Genomic DNA, 21,076 nt, shown 5'->3' with positions numbered 1-21,076 from the left:
AACCCTATTTTTCAAACTAGCTTATTGTATGCATTAGCATACTTGTCTATACCACGATCCAAATTAAATTGTCTTATCGATTGATTTCTAATCTTTAACTTATCCTTTTGCATTAGCCTTGGTATTTTACGAATAGCATTTTGATATTCTGATTTAGTAAATTGATTAATAACATAACCAACCTCGTCATTTACTATGCTTTTAATGTCACCTACATTGTCATTACAAATAATTGGAATCCCCATTGCCATAATTTCAGCTAATTTGGTAGGAGATGAAGCGATTTTAGAATAAACAGGTTTTATAAAAAATAGGGCTACATCACTTAGCGCTAAATAATCTGGGACTTCCTTCCTAGTAACTTTAGTAATTCTAATCTGATTTTTATTAATACCTAACTCACTAGCTTTCCTCTCTATTATTAAAGGATTATCAGCTGTTATGAATAGAAAAATTGCATTTGGTTTTTTGTTTAAAAGCTCTTTAAAGAATTCAAGCATTTCATCCAACATATACCAAGTACCAATAGATCCTAAATATGAGATTATGAAATTATCTGTGTCAAGTTTTAAAGTACTTTGTAGTCCAATTTGCCTATTATGATTTACCGTTTTATAATCAAACAAATCACTATTAACACAACATGGTATTACTTCGATAGGTACATTTTTAGATAAATAATTACTAATTATTTCTTCTTTACCAGCCTGGGTTAATGAAATTATGTAATCACTATCATTAAAGAAATAAGATTCCTTTTCTTTAAAAAACCTATAGATTAATTTATAAAACGGATTGGATAACTTCCAAATACCTCCTTCAACTCGTTCGTCTACCCAGAACCCGCGCATGTCAAATACGAATTTAATTCCGAATTTCTTTTTCAGCTTTAGACCGACAAGGGCTGCCACATAACTCCTACAATGAACAATAACATAAGGGTTTTTCTTTAAGATTCTTTTCGAAGCATTATACATCTTAATGATGTCCCAAATTGTTGATAGTACAGGAGGTCTTTTCGAATAGGATTGTGGAAACCACGATATATCAACCGTATTAATAATTTCATTAATTATTTTTTCATTATCACTATTTACCTTTTTCTCGAATGAGAGCAATGAAAATTTAAAACCTTTATTTGAAAGACCAACTAAATAAGGGAGCACTTGAGACTGACCTAAAGGATCTGTCATTCCATCGTAAGACAAATAAAGTATATGTTTTACTGAGCCTTTATCCATTTATGTATTAATATAAGTGCCCATAATCTATTGTATAAAAAAACTCTACCAGAAAAAAACTGTGTTTTGATATCTCTCACAATCTCCCAGTTTACAATGCCGCAATCTTCCACTACTTCTTTAGACAAATATTCATCTAAAAGATACTTTAAACTAGTGCTGAGCCAACGCTCTAGCGGAATTGAAAACCCCCATTTGGGTCTGTTAAAATAGCTTTCAGGTACGTAATCATAGAGTACTTGTTTTAGCAGGTACTTTTTAATACCTTTTTTTATTTTCAACTTCTCATCAAGATTAAGTGTAAATTCAACCAAATTGTGATCTAGAAGTGGAACTCTTACCTCTAATGAATGAAACATAGAAGCTCGATCAACTTTTACTAACAAATCATCTTTTAGGTAATATTTTAAATCAAAGAATGATTGTTTTTCAGATGCAGTTAGTTTTCGAGGTATTTTTCCAAAATTTTTAAAAATGGCCAACTCATCTGGGGGATTAACTAATATTAAATTCAATTCTCGTTCAGAGAATAAATATTGCTCTTGAGAGAATATATGACTTTCGATATTTTTTTTTGAATAATAATTCAAAACTTCCGCTCCACGCATTAAACGGTTATTTCCTACTGTTTTTAAACCATAGGCTAATGGCTTTCTAAATGTATTTATAATTGGATTTGACAGTCGGTTAGACCAGTCATACATGCCATAACCCATAAACTGCTCATCTCCACCATCACCAGAAAGAGCTACGGTCACTTCTTTTCGAGCCATCCTGCTTACTAACAAAGTGGGAATTGCAGATGAATCAGCAAATGGTTCATCATATATATCCAATAAGTTAGTAATTTGATCTAAAGCATCTTGCTCTGTAAGTATGAATTCATAATGTTCCGTTCCCAAATGTTTTGCCACAGATTTTGCAAATACACTTTCGTTATATTTATTGTCTTTAAACCCTATAGAAAATGTTTTTATAGGCAAGTCAGAAAGTCTTTGTGCGAAGGCAGTAACAATACTTGAATCTATGCCCCCACTAAGAAATGTACCTAGCGGTACATCGGCTATCATTCTCATTCTTACAGCATCTGTAAGCAATTCACTTAATCTATCTTTAGCCTCAATTTCATCTTTAATCACTTCAGTTGATATATGGGTCTCTGGCTCCCAATAAGAGTCTATTTCTAAATGATTATCATGATAGACGCCATAACTACCAGATGGAAATTTTAGGATGTCACTATAAATTGTTGAAGACTGAGAAATATAACCTAAGTGTAAAAATTCAGCCAAGGAGTGTTGATTTATATCTGGTTGGCTTTCTGAAAGTAGTGGTTTAAGTGATTTAATCTCTGATGAAAAAGCAAACTGATTGTTGGATGGATTATATAAATAGAATAATGGTTTAATCCCCAATCTATCCCGAAATAAGTAAATCGAATTTTTTAAAGTATCATATATTACAATGGCAAACATACCATTTAATTGATGTACAAATTGTTTACCCACTAAAACAAACGCCTCAATAATTGCTTCGGAATCACAATTCGTTTTAAGGTTTATATTCAGGTTCGAAGCGATTTCTTTGTAATTAAACACTTCGCCATTATATACCATTACATACCTCTTGCAATGAGAATAGAATGGCTGATTTCCATTCTCTGATAAATCAAGGATGCTTAACCGCCTATGACCTAAGGCAATTCCTGATGTTGTATTTACATAATAGCCTTCAGAATCAGGGCCACGGTGTTTCAACTTATTAGTAATATTTCTAATAGTTATTTCCTGATTCTTGAAATTTCCGTAAATACCAGCTATGCCACACATTTAATTCCTTACCTTATTCCAATCACTTAATTCTCTCCCAATCATTTTTGACAATTTCAAATTGTAGGGTTTATAAAATTCAATTAATTGCATTCTAACATCATCACTCAATACTTCACGCTGGGTTTCTTCTTTTGTGTAATTAATTGATTGAATGCGTTTTGATAATTTTAAAAACCATCGATATGGGATAATCTTTTTAGAAACCCTTTTCAATGGATTCTCCTCTTGTTTCAATCTATTTAATATTCTTGCCAAACGTTTGGAACGTATGTGTTTTCTTTTGTTGTAAACCTTATTTGCGTTAATATAAATCGTAGGATCAATATTCAGAATCTCAAATATTTTTGAACAAACCTGCTGTGCATCTGACTTTAATTCCTCAAAAGTAAATATGTGTACATTCTCTTTTGGGAAATGAGCTAATATGTTTTGCAAATGAATTGAATACAATCCTAACCCTAAAAACTTTCTGAAATAGTTCTTGTCATAAGGATCATCTGACGATATTATATCTACAAGTTTTTTAGAATCAAAATCAATAAATCCTTCTCTTTTTTCCATTAAATAAGATGAGAATGCCCTATCTACAGGATTTCTTATGATAAAGACAATTTTACAGTCTTTATTATGTCCGCTTAATCTACTTAAATACAACTCCCGTTCATAAAGGCCCGCATTTTTCGCTACAATAACCTTAGCATTTTGTTTAAGGTAACTTCTTTTAAAGGATGTATCGAAACCTTTTGAATATTCATTTTCAGATTGAAAATAAGCTAGTTCTTCTGTAATATGCACACCAATGTCTGGATGCTCAGCTAAATAATTTTTTAGCGAAGTAGTACCAGCTTTTTGTGCTCCTATTATCATTAAATCGATTTTCCTCATACTGGTTTTAGTGCCTTGACCTCATCTAAATTTATAACTATAGAATGGGATACCATTAATTGGCATTTAATTGATTCAAATATTCAGATAGTATTTTAGCCTGCTGTGCCTGAGTATATTTATGAATATTTTCGCCTTTAATAGGATTAAATCGACCTTTCTTCCAACTTTCATAGTTTAATTCTAATATAGAAACAAGTTCAGGTTCACTTTTTGGAATAATTCCTAATTTGGTATCCATAAGTACTTCTTCCATAATATCATGATCATTCGGAAATAGTAGAATTGGCCGTTTATAGGTGAGATAATGATATAATTTACTTGAGGGCCAACCCTTCATATTATCATAAGGTAGAAGCAATAAAATAGCTGCTTCCTGATGCATTTTATCAGATTCTACTCGTTTTATTCGTTCGGTTACTTTTACATTTTCACAAACATAAGGCTGCAGACGTATATTTACGGATGAATCAACATTAGCACCTAAAAACAAAAGTTCTGTATCTTCTTTATCTCTAGCGAAAGACTGCCAGGCTCTAAGAAAGCTTTCGACAGGCTGATTTGAATACAAAGTACCCCCATAAACAATCTTAAACTTTTGTTTATCAATTTCCCTATCATCTGTAGCTAGCAACGCATCTACCATCCCATGAGGTATTACTTCAACATTTTGATTCAATAGCTGAGATATTCTATTTGAAAAATAAGAACAGGTTGTAAATACCAAATCAGCTTCTTTCAACCATTTAGTTTCCGACCTTCTCTCAAGAAATTTAACTAGAGAATTTTTGCCTCTTGTACTGTCATATTCTTTTCTTGTTGTCCATTCATCTCTATATTCTGCAATCCACTTTAACTCAGGAAATAGTTTTTTTAATTTAAAACCAAAAAGGAATTGCTCAAAAGGGTTTGCTGATATGAGTACTCCCGTTATATCTGTATTTTTTTTAATTATTTTTTTAGCATAAAAATACAGGTTGCGATAAGGTATAATTTGAACAGTAAAATTCCTTAATATCAATTCAAAAAATGTGAGCACGCGTGATAAAAATCTCCAGTTTCTATTCAAACATATATCTCTAAATGAAGATCTATATGGTAGATAGTGCACCTCAAAATCATCATGGTAGTTAACCTCTATTTTTTTACCACTAGTTTGCAACCGTTGCTTTTCCTGCGATCCTTGAATGTCCCAATTTCTAGTTATTACAATGGGATAATAACCGAATTTAGCCAAATGCTTGGCCCACCCTTCAACTCGATTAGATGCTGTGAGAATGCTTGGAGGAAAAAAGTAACTTATTATAAGTATTTTTCTCATACATGAATTATTGCCTGTGCAAAAGTATGATAGTTAATATTAGCATTATAGTGCTTGTGCCAATAGGAGTAGGCTGCTTCTCTCTTTTGTTCACGATAATCAACAGGTCTGGAGAAATAATGGTCAATCAATTCTGCCGCCTGTTCAATATTAAAGTCCCTCTCAATCAAAAATCCATTATTGTTATTTACAATTTCAGCACTACCTCCAACATTAGTGGCTATCACAGGTATCCCTGCCGACATTGCTTCCATAATACTTACAGGTATTCCCTCTGAACTGCTAACATTTATAAATAAGTCAATGAAATTATTAGTATAATGTTCTATTATCTCATGATTAGGAACAAGACCTGAAAAGGTATAACTACTTTCCTTTAATCTTATCTTGGCTAACGACATCAATTCATCTTTTTGTGGGCCATCCCCAAAATGTATCCAATGAACATCCTTGGTTTTAAGCAAGCTCAATATTTCTATTATTAAATGAACTCGCTTAAGTGGAATTAAATTTGAACAACTACATATTGTAAATCCATTAGTAGGATTATTCATGTTATAAGAGGCATTATTAATTGTCCCTAATCTACTAACGCTAATCTTATCTGAAGGCAGGCCGTACACACTTAACAATTCATTCATCCCTGAAGTGGAAATTGAATAAGTCTGCTCCAAACTACTACATATAAATTTCTTAAATGGTAAGTATGGAATGCGTTGCCTTTCTGCGAAGACATCCCAACCATGTGCTCGTGATATGCCTTTTATTAGTGGGTATTTTTGTTTTATTAAGGCTATTGATAGCGCCTTATAGTCATTCCAATATGAATATAATAATCCTTCTTTCTTAGGATTGAGTGATATTGACTTGAATAGAAGCAAACTAAGCTTCTTTGCCTTTAAAACATCAACAATCATGATCTTAAGGCTATTAAGGCATTGAGAAAACCCTAACTTTTTAATGGCAAAGACTAGCTCTGCTAGAAAAAATAGTTTAAAAAATAAATAGTAATACCTTATAACATCCCACTTACTAAAGTTCAGATCATACTCTATAACTTTAAGATTTTTGGGTACCTGCCTTCCTAAGTCGTAAGCTGACTGTCTAGGAATGAATATATAAACTTCATCAAAGTATGAGGCAAGAATTTTAATTTCATTGTCTACAAAAAACTCCCCTTTACCAATCGGGTATTGGTCACATAAAAAATAGAGATTCAAAATGAGATTAACTTTTTCAATTTTCTTACTCTTGGTAAAACTCTGTACATAATTTTCACAATCAAATAATTAATACTTGTAAGTTGTCTCTCCCACTTTTCAGCGTATTTTAAAAATACTGGTTCATTAGTTAACTGATATAGTACATTTAATTGAGGAATATGGACATTCTTTTGATAATAATAACGCACTAACTCTTTTTTTTGAAGATCGTAATAAGACCAAAATCCCGCATCGAATTTACTAAGGTTATTTTTTACCGTATTTAATAACCTTTGCAAATCCTCATTAATCAACTCATTTCTTGTAACTCTGTATAAATCGTATATACCAAAAATAGCATAAATGAACCCATTAAGTACAAAAGATGGTGGATCAGAAGGATATTCTTCCAGCCATGTTCCTAAATCTTCGCTATACTGTCTTACACCCCCCTCTGAAACATTTACACGCATAAATTCATATGATTTTAATGCTGTGTTGAGTAAATCTGTTTCTCCTAGTATTTGATACATTCTTAAATAAAAGGAGATTAATTCACCTTGAGCCATTGCTGAGGCCCATGGAGGTTCAATATTATATCTATAATTTATTTCATTATGCCACCATACGCAATGGTCATTGTTTTCAGTTTTAATTTCCTCCAACACATTCAGGCAACTCTTCATTAATTCAAGAGTTTCTATATTTCCTGTTTCTAACCATTCAGCATGGAGCATAAAGCCATATTGGGCTATATTAATTGGAAAGTAACCAAGCTCACCTTTAAAACTTATTCGAGGCACTCCATTTTGATCAAAATCGCCTCCCCAAATATTAGGTTGATAATGAATTTTAGCCGGTCTCATATCGATATAGTAGGAACCGAGTTCTGGAGATAATGAAACTGTGCCTAAAGGCAATTTGATATGTTTATTCTCCTCCATTTTATTGTTAAGATAGTTAACTCTTATTCTTTTAACTCCGATACAATTTGGTTATAAAAGTCAATCAATTCTTTAGTCTTGATTTCAATATCATAGTTCAAAGCGAAGGACTTGCAATAATTAGATATTTCTAAATATAATTGTTCATTTGATATTAGTTCTATTATCTTCTCAGCAAATAAAGAGGCAGAATGTTCCTCCAAAAAGTAGCCATTTTTGCCGTTTTTAATTAAATCTCTATTACCCTGACCGTTATATGCTATGCATGGTAAACCTGCCGCCATGGCTTCCAAGAAAACAAGTCCGAAAGGCTCATACCATGCAGTATGAAGATAGAGATGAGATTTTTTTAACCAATCTTCTACATTATCAACCACACCATGGAAATAAATATATTGTGTCAGGTCGTTTTTATGTACCTGCTTTTCAACATCTTGCCTTAATTCCCCATCCCCGAGCAAATGAATTTCAAAATCAATTGCTCGATCTCTAAGTGCCTTGCCAATTTCTACTATAAATTTTTGATTCTTCTTTTTTTGAAAACTTCCAACATTTATGATTTTAAGCCTTTCATTGGTCTTAGGAAGACTCTTTTGTTTTGAATCATAAAATTTTTTCGAGTCAAATCCATATTCAATCAATTTGACATTGCTTATCATATGCCTCGGGAGAACCTTTCTATAGTAGTTCTCTGTATGTCTAGAATTTGCTATAAAATAGGTTGGTACTCGATTATATTTATTAAAAATTAAGTGAAGTCGCTCAAGATAATTAAGTAACAATCTCTTGTTCATAAAAGTATTGAGCGATGGACGATTGAGTTGTATCATATTATCATGTCCGTGGCATACATAGCATATGTTTGGGTTTACATAATAAGACGACAAAAACTCAGCTAAAAATCTGTGTGAATGGATAATGTGGGGTTTAAACTCGTTCAATAGTTTTTTGTATTCTATACAATCATTTACTCGCCTGAAAGAATGAGAAGTGTAATTCAGTTGAACAATAGGAAGATTAGAAGTAAATATTTGATTTCGATTGTTGTCATATAGGACGCCAACTCTAAAATCAATATTCGCATAGTTTTCCAGCTCCTTGCATAAGTCCAAAAGAAATCGCTCAGCGCCACCTTTTCCAAGGTCAGTAATTAAATGAAGAATACGAATTTTTTTCATGGCTTAAAGGGGTTTAACCCAGCCTCTTTTAGGGTAAGTGTCCAAAGTTACTACTAATCCCACTTTCCTTTTAATGTAATTTTTGATTTTCAAATACCACCATTTGATCATTCCGACAATCATTTTTTTATAGTGTAAATAGGTGTAAATCTTGAATTCTTCAATATTGTAAAACCCAGTTAAACTCATGTAAAATTCTTTGGGGGCTTGTAATATCCAATTTGGATAGTTAAACCAAATGAATCTCTTCTCTAACACCCAGTGATAAAATATGTAATTTTCATTAGTGTGATAATTATAAAGCCTCCCTTGACTGTAAGCTATAATTTCTCTTTTCGTTAAATTCTCTTTAGCATATTGAACATTATAAACCGATAGATTTTTAGCTATTTGCTCTTTAAATACAATAACAGAGATGTTATTATTAGGTAATTTCAATATTTCTTGTTCGTCTTCTATTTCAGTATAAAATGGATTTCGACTAAACTCATCATAAGAAAGATATTCTTCGGTTTGGAATATTTCTTTAAAATTGCCCTTCCTATATAACAAATTAACATCTTCATTATTCCTATATAATGAAAAGGGCCCATGTAAGTGACCCTTCTTAAAGGCTAATAAATCATAATTATTCAGTATATCATCCGTAATAAACCTGTTTAATTCACCATAAATTAAATCAATGTCACCATAGCCCCAGAAATCATAATCTTTAACAAGCTCTTTGAAGAGTACTCCGTAAGCAGGCCTAAAATCACATAACTTGTATGGTGCTATGTTGGGTAATTTTAATTCTAGCTTATCCTCAATATGCTTTTTTAATCCGTCAAATGAAATATGATGAAAATTTACATTTTCAGGGGCATTTTTTATGGCAGGTAAATCTGTTATAAAGATAACATCCAGAATTTCCTTATTGAAAGCACATGATTGAAGATAAATATTTATAAATGGCGGCCAATCACCAAAATACGGTATGAGTATAACTATCCTTTTCAAATTCTATGATTTTTTAACCAACCTTTGGTTTACTCCAACAGACAACTCACCACAAAATTCCACTTGAAATTGATATTCAGATAAAATCCTCAAAATTCTATCTTTACAGTTAAATTCATCGTGTATCTCTATAGCAATTGCCTTTACCCTAGGTAACCAGTTTTGAACCAGTTCCTTATTTTCAAAAAGTTTACTTTCAGCGCCTTCTATATCTACTTTTAAAAAATCAACTACGTCCCATTTATATTCGTCAAGGAGACTTTCTAAAGATCTAACTTCAATATTTTGATTCGATTTGCTATCAGATTCTATGAGTCTGAAAGACCAATCCTGACCATCTCTAAAGGTATTATCTGGAATTAAAAAAGCATTGCTATTCCATATCCCTATATTTAAAGAAATTACATTTAAACAACCATTAAGCTCAAAATTGTTCCTCATCCTTAAGAATGTTGATTTATTGGGCTCAAGTGCAATAACAATTGCATCAGGAAAAATAGATTTAAGATAAAGTGTTGTTAGGCCTATATTCGCTCCCGCATCAATTATCTTATCGGGCATTATATTATTGTTTTGCAAAAGTTTAACTACAGGTTCATATTCCATATCAATTAGAATCTGTTTTAAAACGCTCGCATCTGATGAGTCTCTTTTAATTACAACTCCAGTTTTTAAATTATTAAAACCCGTTATGAGGTTATTTCCGCCATCTCGACTTATCTGGAAACCGTTTTTAAGTAGTTGCCTAAAAATTATATGGGTATCAATTAAGCCTTTAGGTAACTTATCCAATAAATAAGAGCTTATTGAGAAAACCATAATTAATGGTCGCTCTAAAAGAGAAAATTTATTTAGTTTTTGTAAGTATGTTTTAAAAGACATTTTAAAAATTCAGGTTTAAGAACTTTTTATGCTTGTATTAAATCTATTCTTAATTTCTGAGATGATATATCGTTGCTCACTGATACGAAATGCAGCTGAGAAAAGATAATAACTTATAATTCCTACTACACACTGCACAACGAACTTAATTAGCTCGTTAGACCAAATATTTAATGTGCCAATAAAGTACATTGGTATGATTATAAGCATCGATATAACGAACGGGGGCATAATAATTTTAATTATATCTAAAGCGCTACTCTTTATGTATTTAGCAACTTCAATAGTTATTATCAGAAGTCCTATATAATGTGTAACAACCAGGATTAATAAGAACCAATAAGCATCAAAAAATAACCCGAATACCATCCCGATAAAAATTACCCCTTTTTTCACAAGTTCAATCCTTAAATACTTTTTATAATCACCTCTAGACAAAATAGTATGTGCCATTACATTATTAAAAGGTATTGTAATGCCCAGGATACAAAATAATCTAAGGTAAGGAACCGACTGCATCCACTTTTCAGAAAACAATAAATAAATAAATGAATCTGATGTTATAAATAACATTAACATAACGGGGCATATGACATAAGAAATTAAACCAATATATCTATTGAAGACACTCCTTAATTCATTTATTGAATCAATTTTGGAAAAAATGGGAAAAACAATGTTTGTTGCTATGTTCACCATATTTCTTACAGGAATATCTTTGGTTGATTTTCCTCGATTGTAAAACCCTAAAATATTGGCGCCAAAAAGTTTACCGATAATCATATTATCTATAGCGTTGAAAATTTTGTCTAACAATGAAGCAAAAAATATTCTTACGCCAAATGAATACATCTCTTTAAATTTAGAAATGCTAAAAACAAAAGTCGGCTTCCAATTACTTAGCAAATTACTCATGATGGCCGAAACAGCTGAAAGAGCAATTGCCTGGCCAACTAAGCTATAAGGTCCATAACCAAGATAGGCCATGCATACCGCTACTACACCCGAAGATATGCTTGCAACTGATTGAATAGTATTAATGGTTTTATAATTAAGATTTCTGGTAAATAATGCATTTGGTACTACATCAAAGGATCTTAAGAGAAAGCCAAGTGCATAAAACTTAACTAAATTTATAAGAGCATCATTTTCATAAAAATGAGCTATTAATGGAGCGGATAAGTAGAATAAAACATATAGAAATAGTGCTACCGCTATACTAAAATAAAAGACAGTTGAGCATTCTTCACTCGATATATTCTTTCGTTGAATTAAAGATGCCGACAACCCAGAATTTACAAATGCATTTGCTAGTTCTGCAAAAATGAATAGCATAGCAACCAAGCCAAATTCTTCAGGAAGTAGCAAACGAGCCAATATAATTGAGATAACAATTGAATAAGATTGTCTAACCAACTGACCAATTGAATTCCATTTAATTCCTGAAAATATTTGAGACTTAATTTGATCCGCCATTGATAATTATTTCAAAAAATTCTTAAGTGCCAATTGGGTCATTTCCTCACTCAGGAAGTTCTAATTATTATAAGGCTTATAATTAATCTAAATAGAATAATGATGAAGTGATTCATCATATAATGTATCTATTATTAAACCTATTCAATTTCTTTAATTTGCGTAAAGTTGATTAATCTTATTCATCGAAGCTCAAAACAAATGAAAATACTTTTTCTTACACCTTACCCTAGAGGAGTCGCGCCTTCCCAAAGATTTAGGTTTGAGCAGTATTATACCTTATTAAAGGAAAAAGGTGTTCCCTTTGAAATTCAATCTTTTTTGAACTATGAGGACTGGAAAATTCTTTATATAAATAAGTATGCTTTTCTGAAGGTTTTATCAGTGGTTAAAGGATTTATTAAGCGATTTTTTATTCTATTCCGAATAAAGCAATTTGACTATATTTTTATTCACAGAGAAGCTAGCCCTATTGGGCCTCCTATTTTAGAATGGCTAATTGTCAAAGTATTCAGCAAAAAGATTGTCTATGATTTTGATGATGCAATTTGGATACCAAATGTTTCAGATGAAAATAAAATTATTTCAAAGCTAAAGTGGTACTCTAAAGTATCTCTAATCTGTAGCTGGAGTTATAAAGTCAGTTGCGGTAATTCTTATTTAGCAAGTTTTGCATCTCAATATAATTCGAATATTTTAATTAATCCCACCACTATTGATACCGAGAATCTTCATAACCCAAGTTTATTTGGAGACAATAATGATCTACACAAAGCTTTCAATTCAAAACTGAGTGAAAATCAGACAGTAATTGGATGGACAGGAACGCATACTACGATGAAATATCTTAAAATAGTATTACCTGTAATTCAGAGACTTCATAATGAATTGGATTTTAGATTCCTGATAATCTCCAACAAAGCACCAACATTCAAATTAGAATTCATGGAATATATACCATGGAATCTGAAAACTGAAATTAATGATCTTCTATCTATTGATATTGGAATTATGCCTTTAGCCGCAGATAAATGGAGTGAAGGAAAATGTGGATTTAAAATACTTCAATATATGTCTTTAGAAAAAGTTGCTGTTGCTTCACCTGTTGGCATTAATAGTTCCATAATCTCTAATGGTGTTAATGGTTATATATGTAAAAATAATGACGAATGGTATGTAACTCTTAAAAAATTAATTAACGATACTGATTTAAGAAAAAATACCGGAGCAGAAGGAAGAAAGACGGTTTTGAATTATTATTCAGTTAAATCTAATCAAGATAACTTTTTGTCTCTTTTTGAATGAAACTGTATTAATATCAATGCAATTAAAAAGAACGGAATTATTGGAATTTTATATCTTACCAGAGAACCAAAATTTCCTGAGGAAATTCCTACTGCAAATGCAAACGTAATGCTAAAAAACAAGCTCATAATTACATGAGGGTTTAACAATCCTTTCTTAGTAAAAGTCACCAAACCACTATTTAATAAGATTGCAAGAACGAATGCTAACAATAAGAAACTTTCAATAGCCGATAACAACATAACAACACTATTGGCTTCCCACAAATATGGCCTAAATAATGTCACCCAAACTGCCGGGATAAACTTCCGAACTAAACCGATAGGTGTAAAATCATAATCCCCAAGATTATAGCCAGATCCTTCCTGACGAACTGTCCAAAGAGAGTTGTCATACGCTGTTATTTCTGCTGTTGATAGAATATTATCAAATGAATAACGCTGATTTCCCTCGGTTAAGGTAGATAATCCAAAAATGCTTACTGCAACAGGAATTACAATTAATACAGGTTGTATTGTATATCTAAGAACTGCAGATTTAATCCTTCCTACATACAATATGTAAATCCAAAGCATTGCGGCAGGAATTAAACAAAACAAAATGAAGATTTTAATAATATAAATAATCCAGATACTTAGCATTAGTATAGTGAGAGTAAAAATCGTTCTGTTCTTGAATATGAAAATTTCAAATAATGCATATGATACCCATGCCACAGCACTAACTGTTATTGTATCTTTCATTACCCCTGAACCCCAAAATATGACTGAGGGTACGGCAAAAAAGGCGAGGGCTAATTTAAAGTGCAATTCAGGATATATTTTTACTAATGCATTATAAAAAGCCCATAACCCGGAAAAACCTATAATTGCAAATAGAATGGCCACAGAAGAGTAAGTGTCAAAAGTAATTATTGATAATATGCCTGCCAGTCTCACAATAAAATATGCTGGTGGATCATCATAGTACCACATGAATTGCGTGTATTCATACAAGTCTGATCTGAAAATATTATCAAGAAATATTAACCTAGTAGCATTGAACGGATTATCCTTAAATGCTTCCCAAATAAAATGAGAGCCGTAAGTCGTATAGCCAAATGTATCTCCTCCTCCATAATAAAATTGATAGATCAAGCCTAAAGCAATGGCGCCAATAAATTTTAAGGTAAGTGCAGGCAGAAAGTATTTTTTTGTATGAACAGTACACACTTTTGGCCTAATTTTGTAGGCCAGGAAGTAGATAATAAGTAAAACTATTGGGGTTACAATAAAGTCTTTAAGCTCCATATAATTTAATAGTTATGGCTAAGATAATACTATTTGAACTTAATGAAGTACCATTCAAAGTCATTGATTACTTTGTTAGGAAATACCCTAATTCTACTCTTGCTCAAATACTCCCTATATCAAAGCAATTTGAAACGGTTACAGATGATCAAGGACACCTTCATCCATGGAGTACCTGGCCTACCTTGCATAGAGGGGTTGATAATTCTGTCCACAAAATAAAAGATTTTGGAGAGGACCTTTCGGAACTAAACAAAAAGTACCCTCCTGTATGGCAGATATTGCAAGAAAATAGCATTAAAACAGGCGTTTGTGGGTCACTCCATTCCTACCCTTTACCAACAAATGCCAAGGAATATGACTTTTATATTCCTGATCCCTTTGCATGGGGTTCAGAAACTCATCCAAAAGAAATACAACCGTTTCAAGAGTTCAATTTAGCTATGGTGAAGGGGTCGGCTAGAAATGTAAATTCTGGGTTTGATAAAAAAGCGGCTCTAAAATTAGGCACTAACCTATCAACTATTGGTGTGAGAGCTAAAACAGTTTCTGCCATTGCAAAACAACTAGTTGATGAGAAGCTTAGCAGTTGGAAGGTTGTTCGAAGAAGAAGCTTCCAGTCAATAATGGCCTTCGATGTTTTTTTAAAGCAACTGAAGAAGCACAAACCACAATTCAGTACATTTTTCTCTAATCATGTTGCAGCTACCATGCACCGATACTGGGCTGCTACTTTTCCGGAAGATTATGAGGAGTATTTGTTAAGCGATGAATGGAAAAACCGCTATTCTAAAGAAATAGACTATGCAATGCATAAATTCGATGGCTTCTTATCTGACGTTGTTGATTTTGTGAAGTCAAATCCAGAATACAAACTTATCATCGCGAGTAGCATGGGGCAAGAGTCTACATTAGCCATGGAACAAAAATCTGAGTTGTTGGCAAAGAATTTCGATCTGTTCTTGAATAAACTGGGCTTTACCAATGAGGATTATAGTATTCTACCTGCCATGCATCCGCAATATAATGCCTCATTTAAGAATGATAGCAAAAGATCTGAACTAATTGAAATTCTAAAACAGTTTGATATTAAAGGAGATAAAATCGAATCAAGAATCAAGGAAAATGGATTTATAAGCATCGATTTGGGTCACAGAAATCTTGAAGAAAACGATGTGAAATTCAAGGAAGAAATTATCAATTTAAAAGACTATGGTTTAGTAAATGAACCGATCCAAGACGAAGCATCCGGCACAGCTTATCATATCCCTCAAGGTATTTTGATTGTTTTTGATCCAACTAATCGGGATAAAGCTGAGAGAGTAGCAGGTGTTAATAGTAAGCGTATAGCTCCTAGCATACTAGCCAACTTTGGCGTTAAACCCGCTGATTATATGCAAACTAATTTGATTGATGCAATAGCTAAAAGCTAAAAATCCTTCAACTCCTCCCGAGCTTTTTTGTGAACTGATGATTTTCGTTTGGCATCGTCTTTCACCTGTTTCAAGTACATTTTGGCAGTTTTCTCATCACCTTCTTCTTTGTAAATTTTTCCTAGCGATAGAAGTGCGTAATGATAGTAGCCTGTATCGGTTGCGCCAATTGATTTAGAAAATTCAACTGCTCTCTTATAATAGTATTTAGCCTTTTCATTGTCTTTTTTATGATCATAAATTTGACCAAGGAAAAAAGCAGCATATCTTCCACTAGTAGCCTCATAGCCCACCATGCCACTATCTATCTTGGCAATAATATCTTCTGACACAGGCCGGGCTGCAGCATAATTGCCACTGCTGTAGAGCAAGCGTGCATAGTAACGATGAAAATAAGGATTGTCAGGATAAGTCTGATGCAGGTATTCGCTTATTTGAAGTGCTTTTCGAGGCATACCTTCGTACCCGCCCAATATTCGCATCAAAAAAACCTGGGCTTCTGTTCGTGTATAAAAGGCATTATAAGACACTTCTCTCAATTGCTCTATCCCCAACTTTTTATCGCCCTTGGGAAAAAAAACCAGCAACGGTTTTAACAATGGATAATTCTCTGGAACCCACACAGAAAAATAATTGAACAATGCATCGCCAAACAATAACTCCGGACTTAAATGATGCATACCCTCACTTTCTTTCATGTATTTTAATGCATTCTTTCCAGCGAAAGCAGATTTACTCCAGTCTCTACGTTCTTCACTAGAATGAAGTCTGCCTAAAAACCCATATGCCGCAGCTAAGAAAAAAGATGCTTCTACTTCATGTTTTGGCATTTCGTGCAATCGTTCAGAAATACTTATGACGGTATCCATATAGGCAATGAACTTGCCATCGTGACTTTTATCATCGAGATTGGGCATTATTTTCCACCACTCATTCAAACCAATGAGGAAATAAGGAAGCGGGTGCCAGCCATACTTTTGTTTCAGCCATCGAAACTGCTTTTCGGCCTTATCAAACTTAAAATTGTACATATCATTCATTGCCTGATTGATATCAATCTGTAATTGCATATCGGCAATGAGAATGATATGGTCTTCCTTCTTAACACTATCAGCATTTAGGGCATTACCCTGCAGAATTGCTGCCAGAACCAATATGGTGGTAATGATGTACTTCATTGCTGCAAATTTATCAATTATAATCATCAATTGATCTTTCAAATTTCGTTCCAACCGTTAATCATGCCTATAGGTTTAACTATGAGAGTTAATTACTAATTTTCAACCATGAAAAACGAGTCGAAAGGTATTTATGATGTGAACACAATTGCATTTTTTATCATGCTGTGTGTAGCAACACTTGTTTTGCTTATTGTAAAAAAGACATTTATTGAAAACGCCACAGTTGCCTTCGAGATACTGGCCGAACGTGGAGAGATGGGAGTTTTTCATGCAATTAATGCGCTCCAATATCTCACAATACCCGTGGTATATTTATGGAAGTTTGTGATCATCGCTTTCATTATTTGGGTAGGGTGCTTTATGTATGGTTACCGAATTACCTATGCACAAGTATGGAAAGTGGTTCTCATTTCTGAATCTGTCTTTCTAATTCCCGAGTTCCTTAAAATCTGCTGGTTCATGTTCATTGAAACAGACCCTAATATCTTCATGATTAGAGAATTCTATCCTCTCTCACTCATTAATTTAGCCGACACTTCTGAACTTTCTGATCAATACTTTTATCCATTAAAGGCGCTCAATGTTTTTGAAGTGGCCTATTGGTTTGTTTTGGTAGAAGGTATTCACACCATGGCTAGCAAGAAGAAATCCATTGCTTATAATATTATCTTTAGCTCGTACGTTCTTTTCTTTTTCCTGTGGCTGGGGTTCTATATACTCGTGTATAAGTAATTGTATATGGTTAATTGTCATTAGTTCCTTAATTTCGCGATGCAATTTTTAATGGAGTTTCATGAATTTTACTAGACTAAATAATATTGGTGGTTGGGCTGTTTTTGCAATAAGTACAATCGTTTACTTATTAACATTAGAAGAAACCGCCAGTTATTGGGACTGTGGTGAGTTTATCGCTGTTTCTTACAAACTAATGGTTCCACACCCTCCTGGCGCTCCGTTTTTCCTTCTTTTAGGTAGAATGTTCTCCTTCTTAGCTTTTGGTGATACAACCGAAGTTGCTTATTGGATTAACATGATTAGTGTATTGGCCAGCTCATTCACTATTTTATTTTTATTCTGGACAATCTCCATGCTTTCAAGAAAGTTATTGAAAATCACTTCTTTGGAGGATATTAAAATTGAACAGACCATCATGATTCTGGGCGCCTCTGCTGTTGGTTCTCTGGCCTATACTTTTAGTGATTCTTTCTGGTTTTCTGCGGTTGAAGCGGAAGTATATGGTTTATCGTCCTTCTTTACAGCTTTTGTAGTATGGGCTATTTTAAAATGGGAATTAATAGAAGATGAAAGTAGAGCCAACAGGTGGTTGATTCTTATCGCTTATATGATGGGATTATCCATTGGAGTTCACCTTTTGAACCTCGTTACAATACCTGCATTAGGATTAATCTACTATTTCAAAAAATACAAACAACCTACTACTTGGGGCATTATATCTGCGCTGGCAGTAAGTGGAGGGATTATCATTCTAATCAACAACATTATTATCCCGGGGCTCCCATCATTGGCAGGAAGCTTTGAGATTTTCTTTGTGAATACACTTGGCCTCCCTTTTGGTTCTGGTGCTTTATTTATTGGAGCTTTAATCGTTAGCGGGCTAATTTTCGGGATTTTATATTCACTTAAACAGCAAAGAGAATTACTACATACTTCATTATTAGGCCTTGCTTTTATATTGATTGGCTATTCTTCTTATGCTATTGTTCTAATAAGATCAAATTACAATACGCCAATCAATGAGAACGACCCATCTGATGTGATGTCATTTGTTAAGTATTTAAAGCGTGAGCAATACGGAAGCAGACCTTTACTTCACGGCCAATATTTTACAGCACAACCAATTGACATGGAAGAGGGTTCTCCATCTTACAAAAAAGGGAAAGACAAATATGAAATTGTAGAAAGATCTAGGTCATATGTTTACGATCCTGCTCACACAACTATTCTACCAAGAATGTATAGCAACGCACCTCATCATGTTGAGCGTTATAGAGAGGTAACTGGACTTCGAGAAGGTGAAAAACCTTCCTTTATTGATAATATGGTTTTCATGTTTAAGCACCAGATGGGTTGGATGTACATGCGCTATTTCCTTTGGAATTTTGCTGGCAGAGAAGGTGATTGGCAAGATGCAAACTGGCTAAGTATTAACGATGCTTTTAAGAGTGTGCCAGATAAAATTGCTAACAATGCAGGTAGAAATAACTTCTTTATGATTCCATTGATTTTAGGAATTATTGGAATGATTTTTCAATACTCAAAAAGTAAACGAGAGTTTGCTGTGGTAGCTATGTTATTCTTCCTTACAGGATTAGCCCTAATTCTGTATCTTAATTCACCACCAACAGAACCGAGAGAACGAGATTATATTTATGTGGGTTCTTATTATGCTTTTGCCATTTGGATTGGTTTTGCTGTGCTAGCCTTGGGCGAGTTAATCGCAAAAGTAGCACCTAAAAAGGTGTCTGCCATTGTAGCAACCGGACTTTGTTTAATAGCTCCCGCAATCATGGCACAGCAAGGTTGGGATGATCACAATAGAAGTAATCGTTACTTCTCTGTAGATTCTGCTAAAAACTTTCTGGCATCAGTTGCGCCTAATGCCATTTTATATACGGGTGGAGATAATGACACTTTCCCATTGTGGTATTCTCAGGATGTGGAAGGATTTAGAACAGACGTACGAGTAACTGTTTTAAGTTACTACAATACTGATTGGTACATTTCACAAATGATGCGTCAGGTGTACGAATCTGAACCATTCCCTTTTACGCTAACATTAGACAATTACAAACAAGGCGGTTTTAATGATTATCTCTATTATGAGGACTTAGGAGTAGATGTTCTTGATGTCAGACAATTTCTCAACTTATTAAAAAATAATGACAAAAGACTTAAGTTGTATCCTGGAAGTAACGTAGTTCCAAGTAAAACATTCTCAATTCCAATTGATAAAGACCATGTGCGAAGCCTAGGTATAATACCTGAAGGAATGGACAGTTTACTTGTCGATAATATGATATTCAAACTAAAAAAAGGCAAAGGTGGTATTGAGAAAAAAGATTTGGCCATTTTAGATAACATCGCCTCATCAAATTGGGAGCGTCCTATTTATATCAACAACACATCTATGCAACAAATCAATTTTGATTTGAGCCCGTGGGCAATACAAGAAGGTAATGCTTACAGAATACTTCCGATTAAAAACCCGAAACCTGAAGTAGATTTTGTTGATGTGAATAAGATGTATGACAATTTAATGAACAACTTCTATTATCGTGAATTGGATAATCCTAATGTGTACTACAATGAGGATTATAGAAACTTTGTACTGAACCACAGAAGTAGCTTTAATACCTTGGTTGAAGCGCTTTTAGATCGTGGCGATAAAGAACGCGCAAGAAAGGCTTTATTATTCAATTTAGACACTATGCCAGACGAAGCTATTCCTTTCGACTACACTACTGCACGATCTGTGAGTTACTTATTCCAGTTAGGTGAAAATGAAAGAGCCATTGAGATTTCAAAAGTTTTGGGTGATAGATCGGTAGCTATGCTTAAGTATCTGTTAGATACCAGCAACGGTGCATTAGGCTATGAAATTCAGGTGAATCTTGTTATCCTGGATCTATTACAAAGAAACCTTTACAGAAACGGTGAGGATGAACTAGCGAAAAAGTACGAAGATGCTTATGATGAAGTGGTAGGTGGATTAAACCTGAACAGGGGAGGTTTTTAAACTTTCTGATTAATATTATCAGAAGAAATCATCTCAAATTTCAGGTCATCCCGAGAAAGCGAGGGATCTTACTCCTTTAATAATGTACTAGTTAACAACTGAGTAAGATTCTTCCTTCGTCAGAATGACTTAGTACTTATTTAGTCTGCCA

Annotated in this window: 16 protein-coding genes; 4 read left to right on the top strand and 12 right to left on the bottom strand. The window is 33.4% G+C overall.

The window, feature by feature from the left end:
* Window positions 1-11 precede the first annotated feature (11 nt).
* From JR347_RS05065 to JR347_RS05020, 10 genes are all read right to left on the bottom strand, one after another.
* Window positions 12-1,241, bottom strand: coding sequence for a glycosyltransferase (locus tag JR347_RS05065; RefSeq protein ID WP_205722964.1), 1,230 nt, complete (start codon window positions 1,239-1,241; stop codon window positions 12-14).
* A complete protein-coding gene (asnB, locus tag JR347_RS05060; protein WP_205722963.1) occupies window positions 1,223-3,070 on the bottom strand; it encodes an asparagine synthase (glutamine-hydrolyzing) in 1,848 nt (615 codons plus the stop codon). Before asnB ends, JR347_RS05065 begins: the two co-directional genes overlap by 19 nt.
* Window positions 3,071-3,940 carry a sulfotransferase domain-containing protein gene (locus JR347_RS05055; RefSeq protein WP_205722962.1) on the bottom strand — a complete coding sequence of 290 codons (870 nt, stop codon included), beginning with the start codon at window positions 3,938-3,940 and terminating at the stop codon, window positions 3,071-3,073.
* A 73-nt stretch (window positions 3,941-4,013) separates the two neighbouring features.
* Window positions 4,014-5,279, bottom strand: a complete 1,266-nt coding sequence (locus JR347_RS05050; protein ID WP_205722961.1) for a glycosyltransferase family protein — start codon at window positions 5,277-5,279, stop codon at window positions 4,014-4,016.
* Entirely contained in the window at window positions 5,276-6,499 is a 1,224-nt protein-coding gene (locus JR347_RS05045; RefSeq protein WP_205722960.1) for a glycosyltransferase, read from the bottom strand. The genes JR347_RS05050 and JR347_RS05045 overlap by 4 nt, the downstream gene beginning before the upstream one ends.
* Complete coding sequence (locus JR347_RS05040) at window positions 6,496-7,425, bottom strand: D-glucuronyl C5-epimerase family protein (RefSeq protein WP_205722959.1); 930 nt, start codon at window positions 7,423-7,425, stop codon at window positions 6,496-6,498. The genes JR347_RS05045 and JR347_RS05040 overlap by 4 nt, the downstream gene beginning before the upstream one ends.
* A 23-nt stretch (window positions 7,426-7,448) precedes the next feature.
* Complete coding sequence (locus JR347_RS05035) at window positions 7,449-8,603, bottom strand: glycosyltransferase (protein ID WP_205722958.1); 1,155 nt, start codon at window positions 8,601-8,603, stop codon at window positions 7,449-7,451.
* A gap of 3 nt (window positions 8,604-8,606) precedes the next feature.
* A complete protein-coding gene (locus JR347_RS05030; protein WP_205722957.1) occupies window positions 8,607-9,602 on the bottom strand; it encodes a DUF6625 family protein in 996 nt (331 codons plus the stop codon).
* A 3-nt stretch (window positions 9,603-9,605) separates the two neighbouring features.
* Window positions 9,606-10,394 (bottom strand): FkbM family methyltransferase, encoded by a 789-nt coding sequence (locus JR347_RS05025; RefSeq protein ID WP_205722956.1) that lies wholly within the window; start codon window positions 10,392-10,394, stop codon window positions 9,606-9,608.
* A gap of 105 nt (window positions 10,395-10,499) precedes the next feature.
* On the bottom strand, window positions 10,500-11,960 hold the full coding sequence (locus JR347_RS05020; RefSeq protein WP_205722955.1) for a lipopolysaccharide biosynthesis protein: 1,461 nt from the start codon (window positions 11,958-11,960) through the stop codon (window positions 10,500-10,502).
* Between the two features lie 201 nt (window positions 11,961-12,161).
* Here JR347_RS05020 and JR347_RS05015 point away from each other — a divergent pair, with 201 nt between their 5' ends.
* Window positions 12,162-13,265 (top strand): glycosyltransferase, encoded by a 1,104-nt coding sequence (locus JR347_RS05015; RefSeq protein ID WP_205722954.1) that lies wholly within the window; start codon window positions 12,162-12,164, stop codon window positions 13,263-13,265.
* Here the strand turns inward: JR347_RS05015 and JR347_RS05010 are convergent.
* Entirely contained in the window at window positions 13,235-14,554 is a 1,320-nt protein-coding gene (locus tag JR347_RS05010) for a hypothetical protein (RefSeq protein WP_205722953.1), read from the bottom strand. The genes JR347_RS05015 and JR347_RS05010 overlap by 31 nt on opposite strands.
* 14 nt (window positions 14,555-14,568) lie before the next feature.
* Between JR347_RS05010 and JR347_RS05005 the strand changes: the two genes are divergently transcribed.
* Entirely contained in the window at window positions 14,569-15,987 is a 1,419-nt protein-coding gene (locus tag JR347_RS05005; RefSeq protein WP_205722952.1) for a hypothetical protein, read from the top strand.
* On the opposite strand, the gene JR347_RS05000 is transcribed toward JR347_RS05005, so the two are convergent.
* The gene (locus JR347_RS05000; protein ID WP_205722951.1) at window positions 15,984-17,165 is read right to left on the bottom strand and encodes a tetratricopeptide repeat protein; all 1,182 of its coding nucleotides are present in this window, start codon (window positions 17,163-17,165) and stop codon (window positions 15,984-15,986) included. The two genes, JR347_RS05005 and JR347_RS05000, sit on opposite strands and share 4 nt — an antisense overlap.
* 108 nt (window positions 17,166-17,273) lie before the next feature.
* On the opposite strand from JR347_RS05000, the gene JR347_RS04995 reads away from it, so the two are divergent.
* On the top strand, window positions 17,274-17,900 hold the full coding sequence (locus JR347_RS04995; RefSeq protein ID WP_205722950.1) for a hypothetical protein: 627 nt from the start codon (window positions 17,274-17,276) through the stop codon (window positions 17,898-17,900).
* 61 nt (window positions 17,901-17,961) lie between these two features.
* A complete protein-coding gene (locus JR347_RS04990) occupies window positions 17,962-20,925 on the top strand; it encodes a glycosyltransferase family 117 protein (RefSeq protein WP_205722949.1) in 2,964 nt (987 codons plus the stop codon).
* Window positions 20,926-21,076: the final 151 nt, after the last annotated feature.

This window comes from Fulvivirga lutea, assembly GCF_017068455.1.
Lineage (GTDB): Bacteria > Bacteroidota > Bacteroidia > Cytophagales > Cyclobacteriaceae > Fulvivirga > Fulvivirga lutea.
This window is presented reverse-complemented; position numbering and strand designations above follow the sequence as displayed.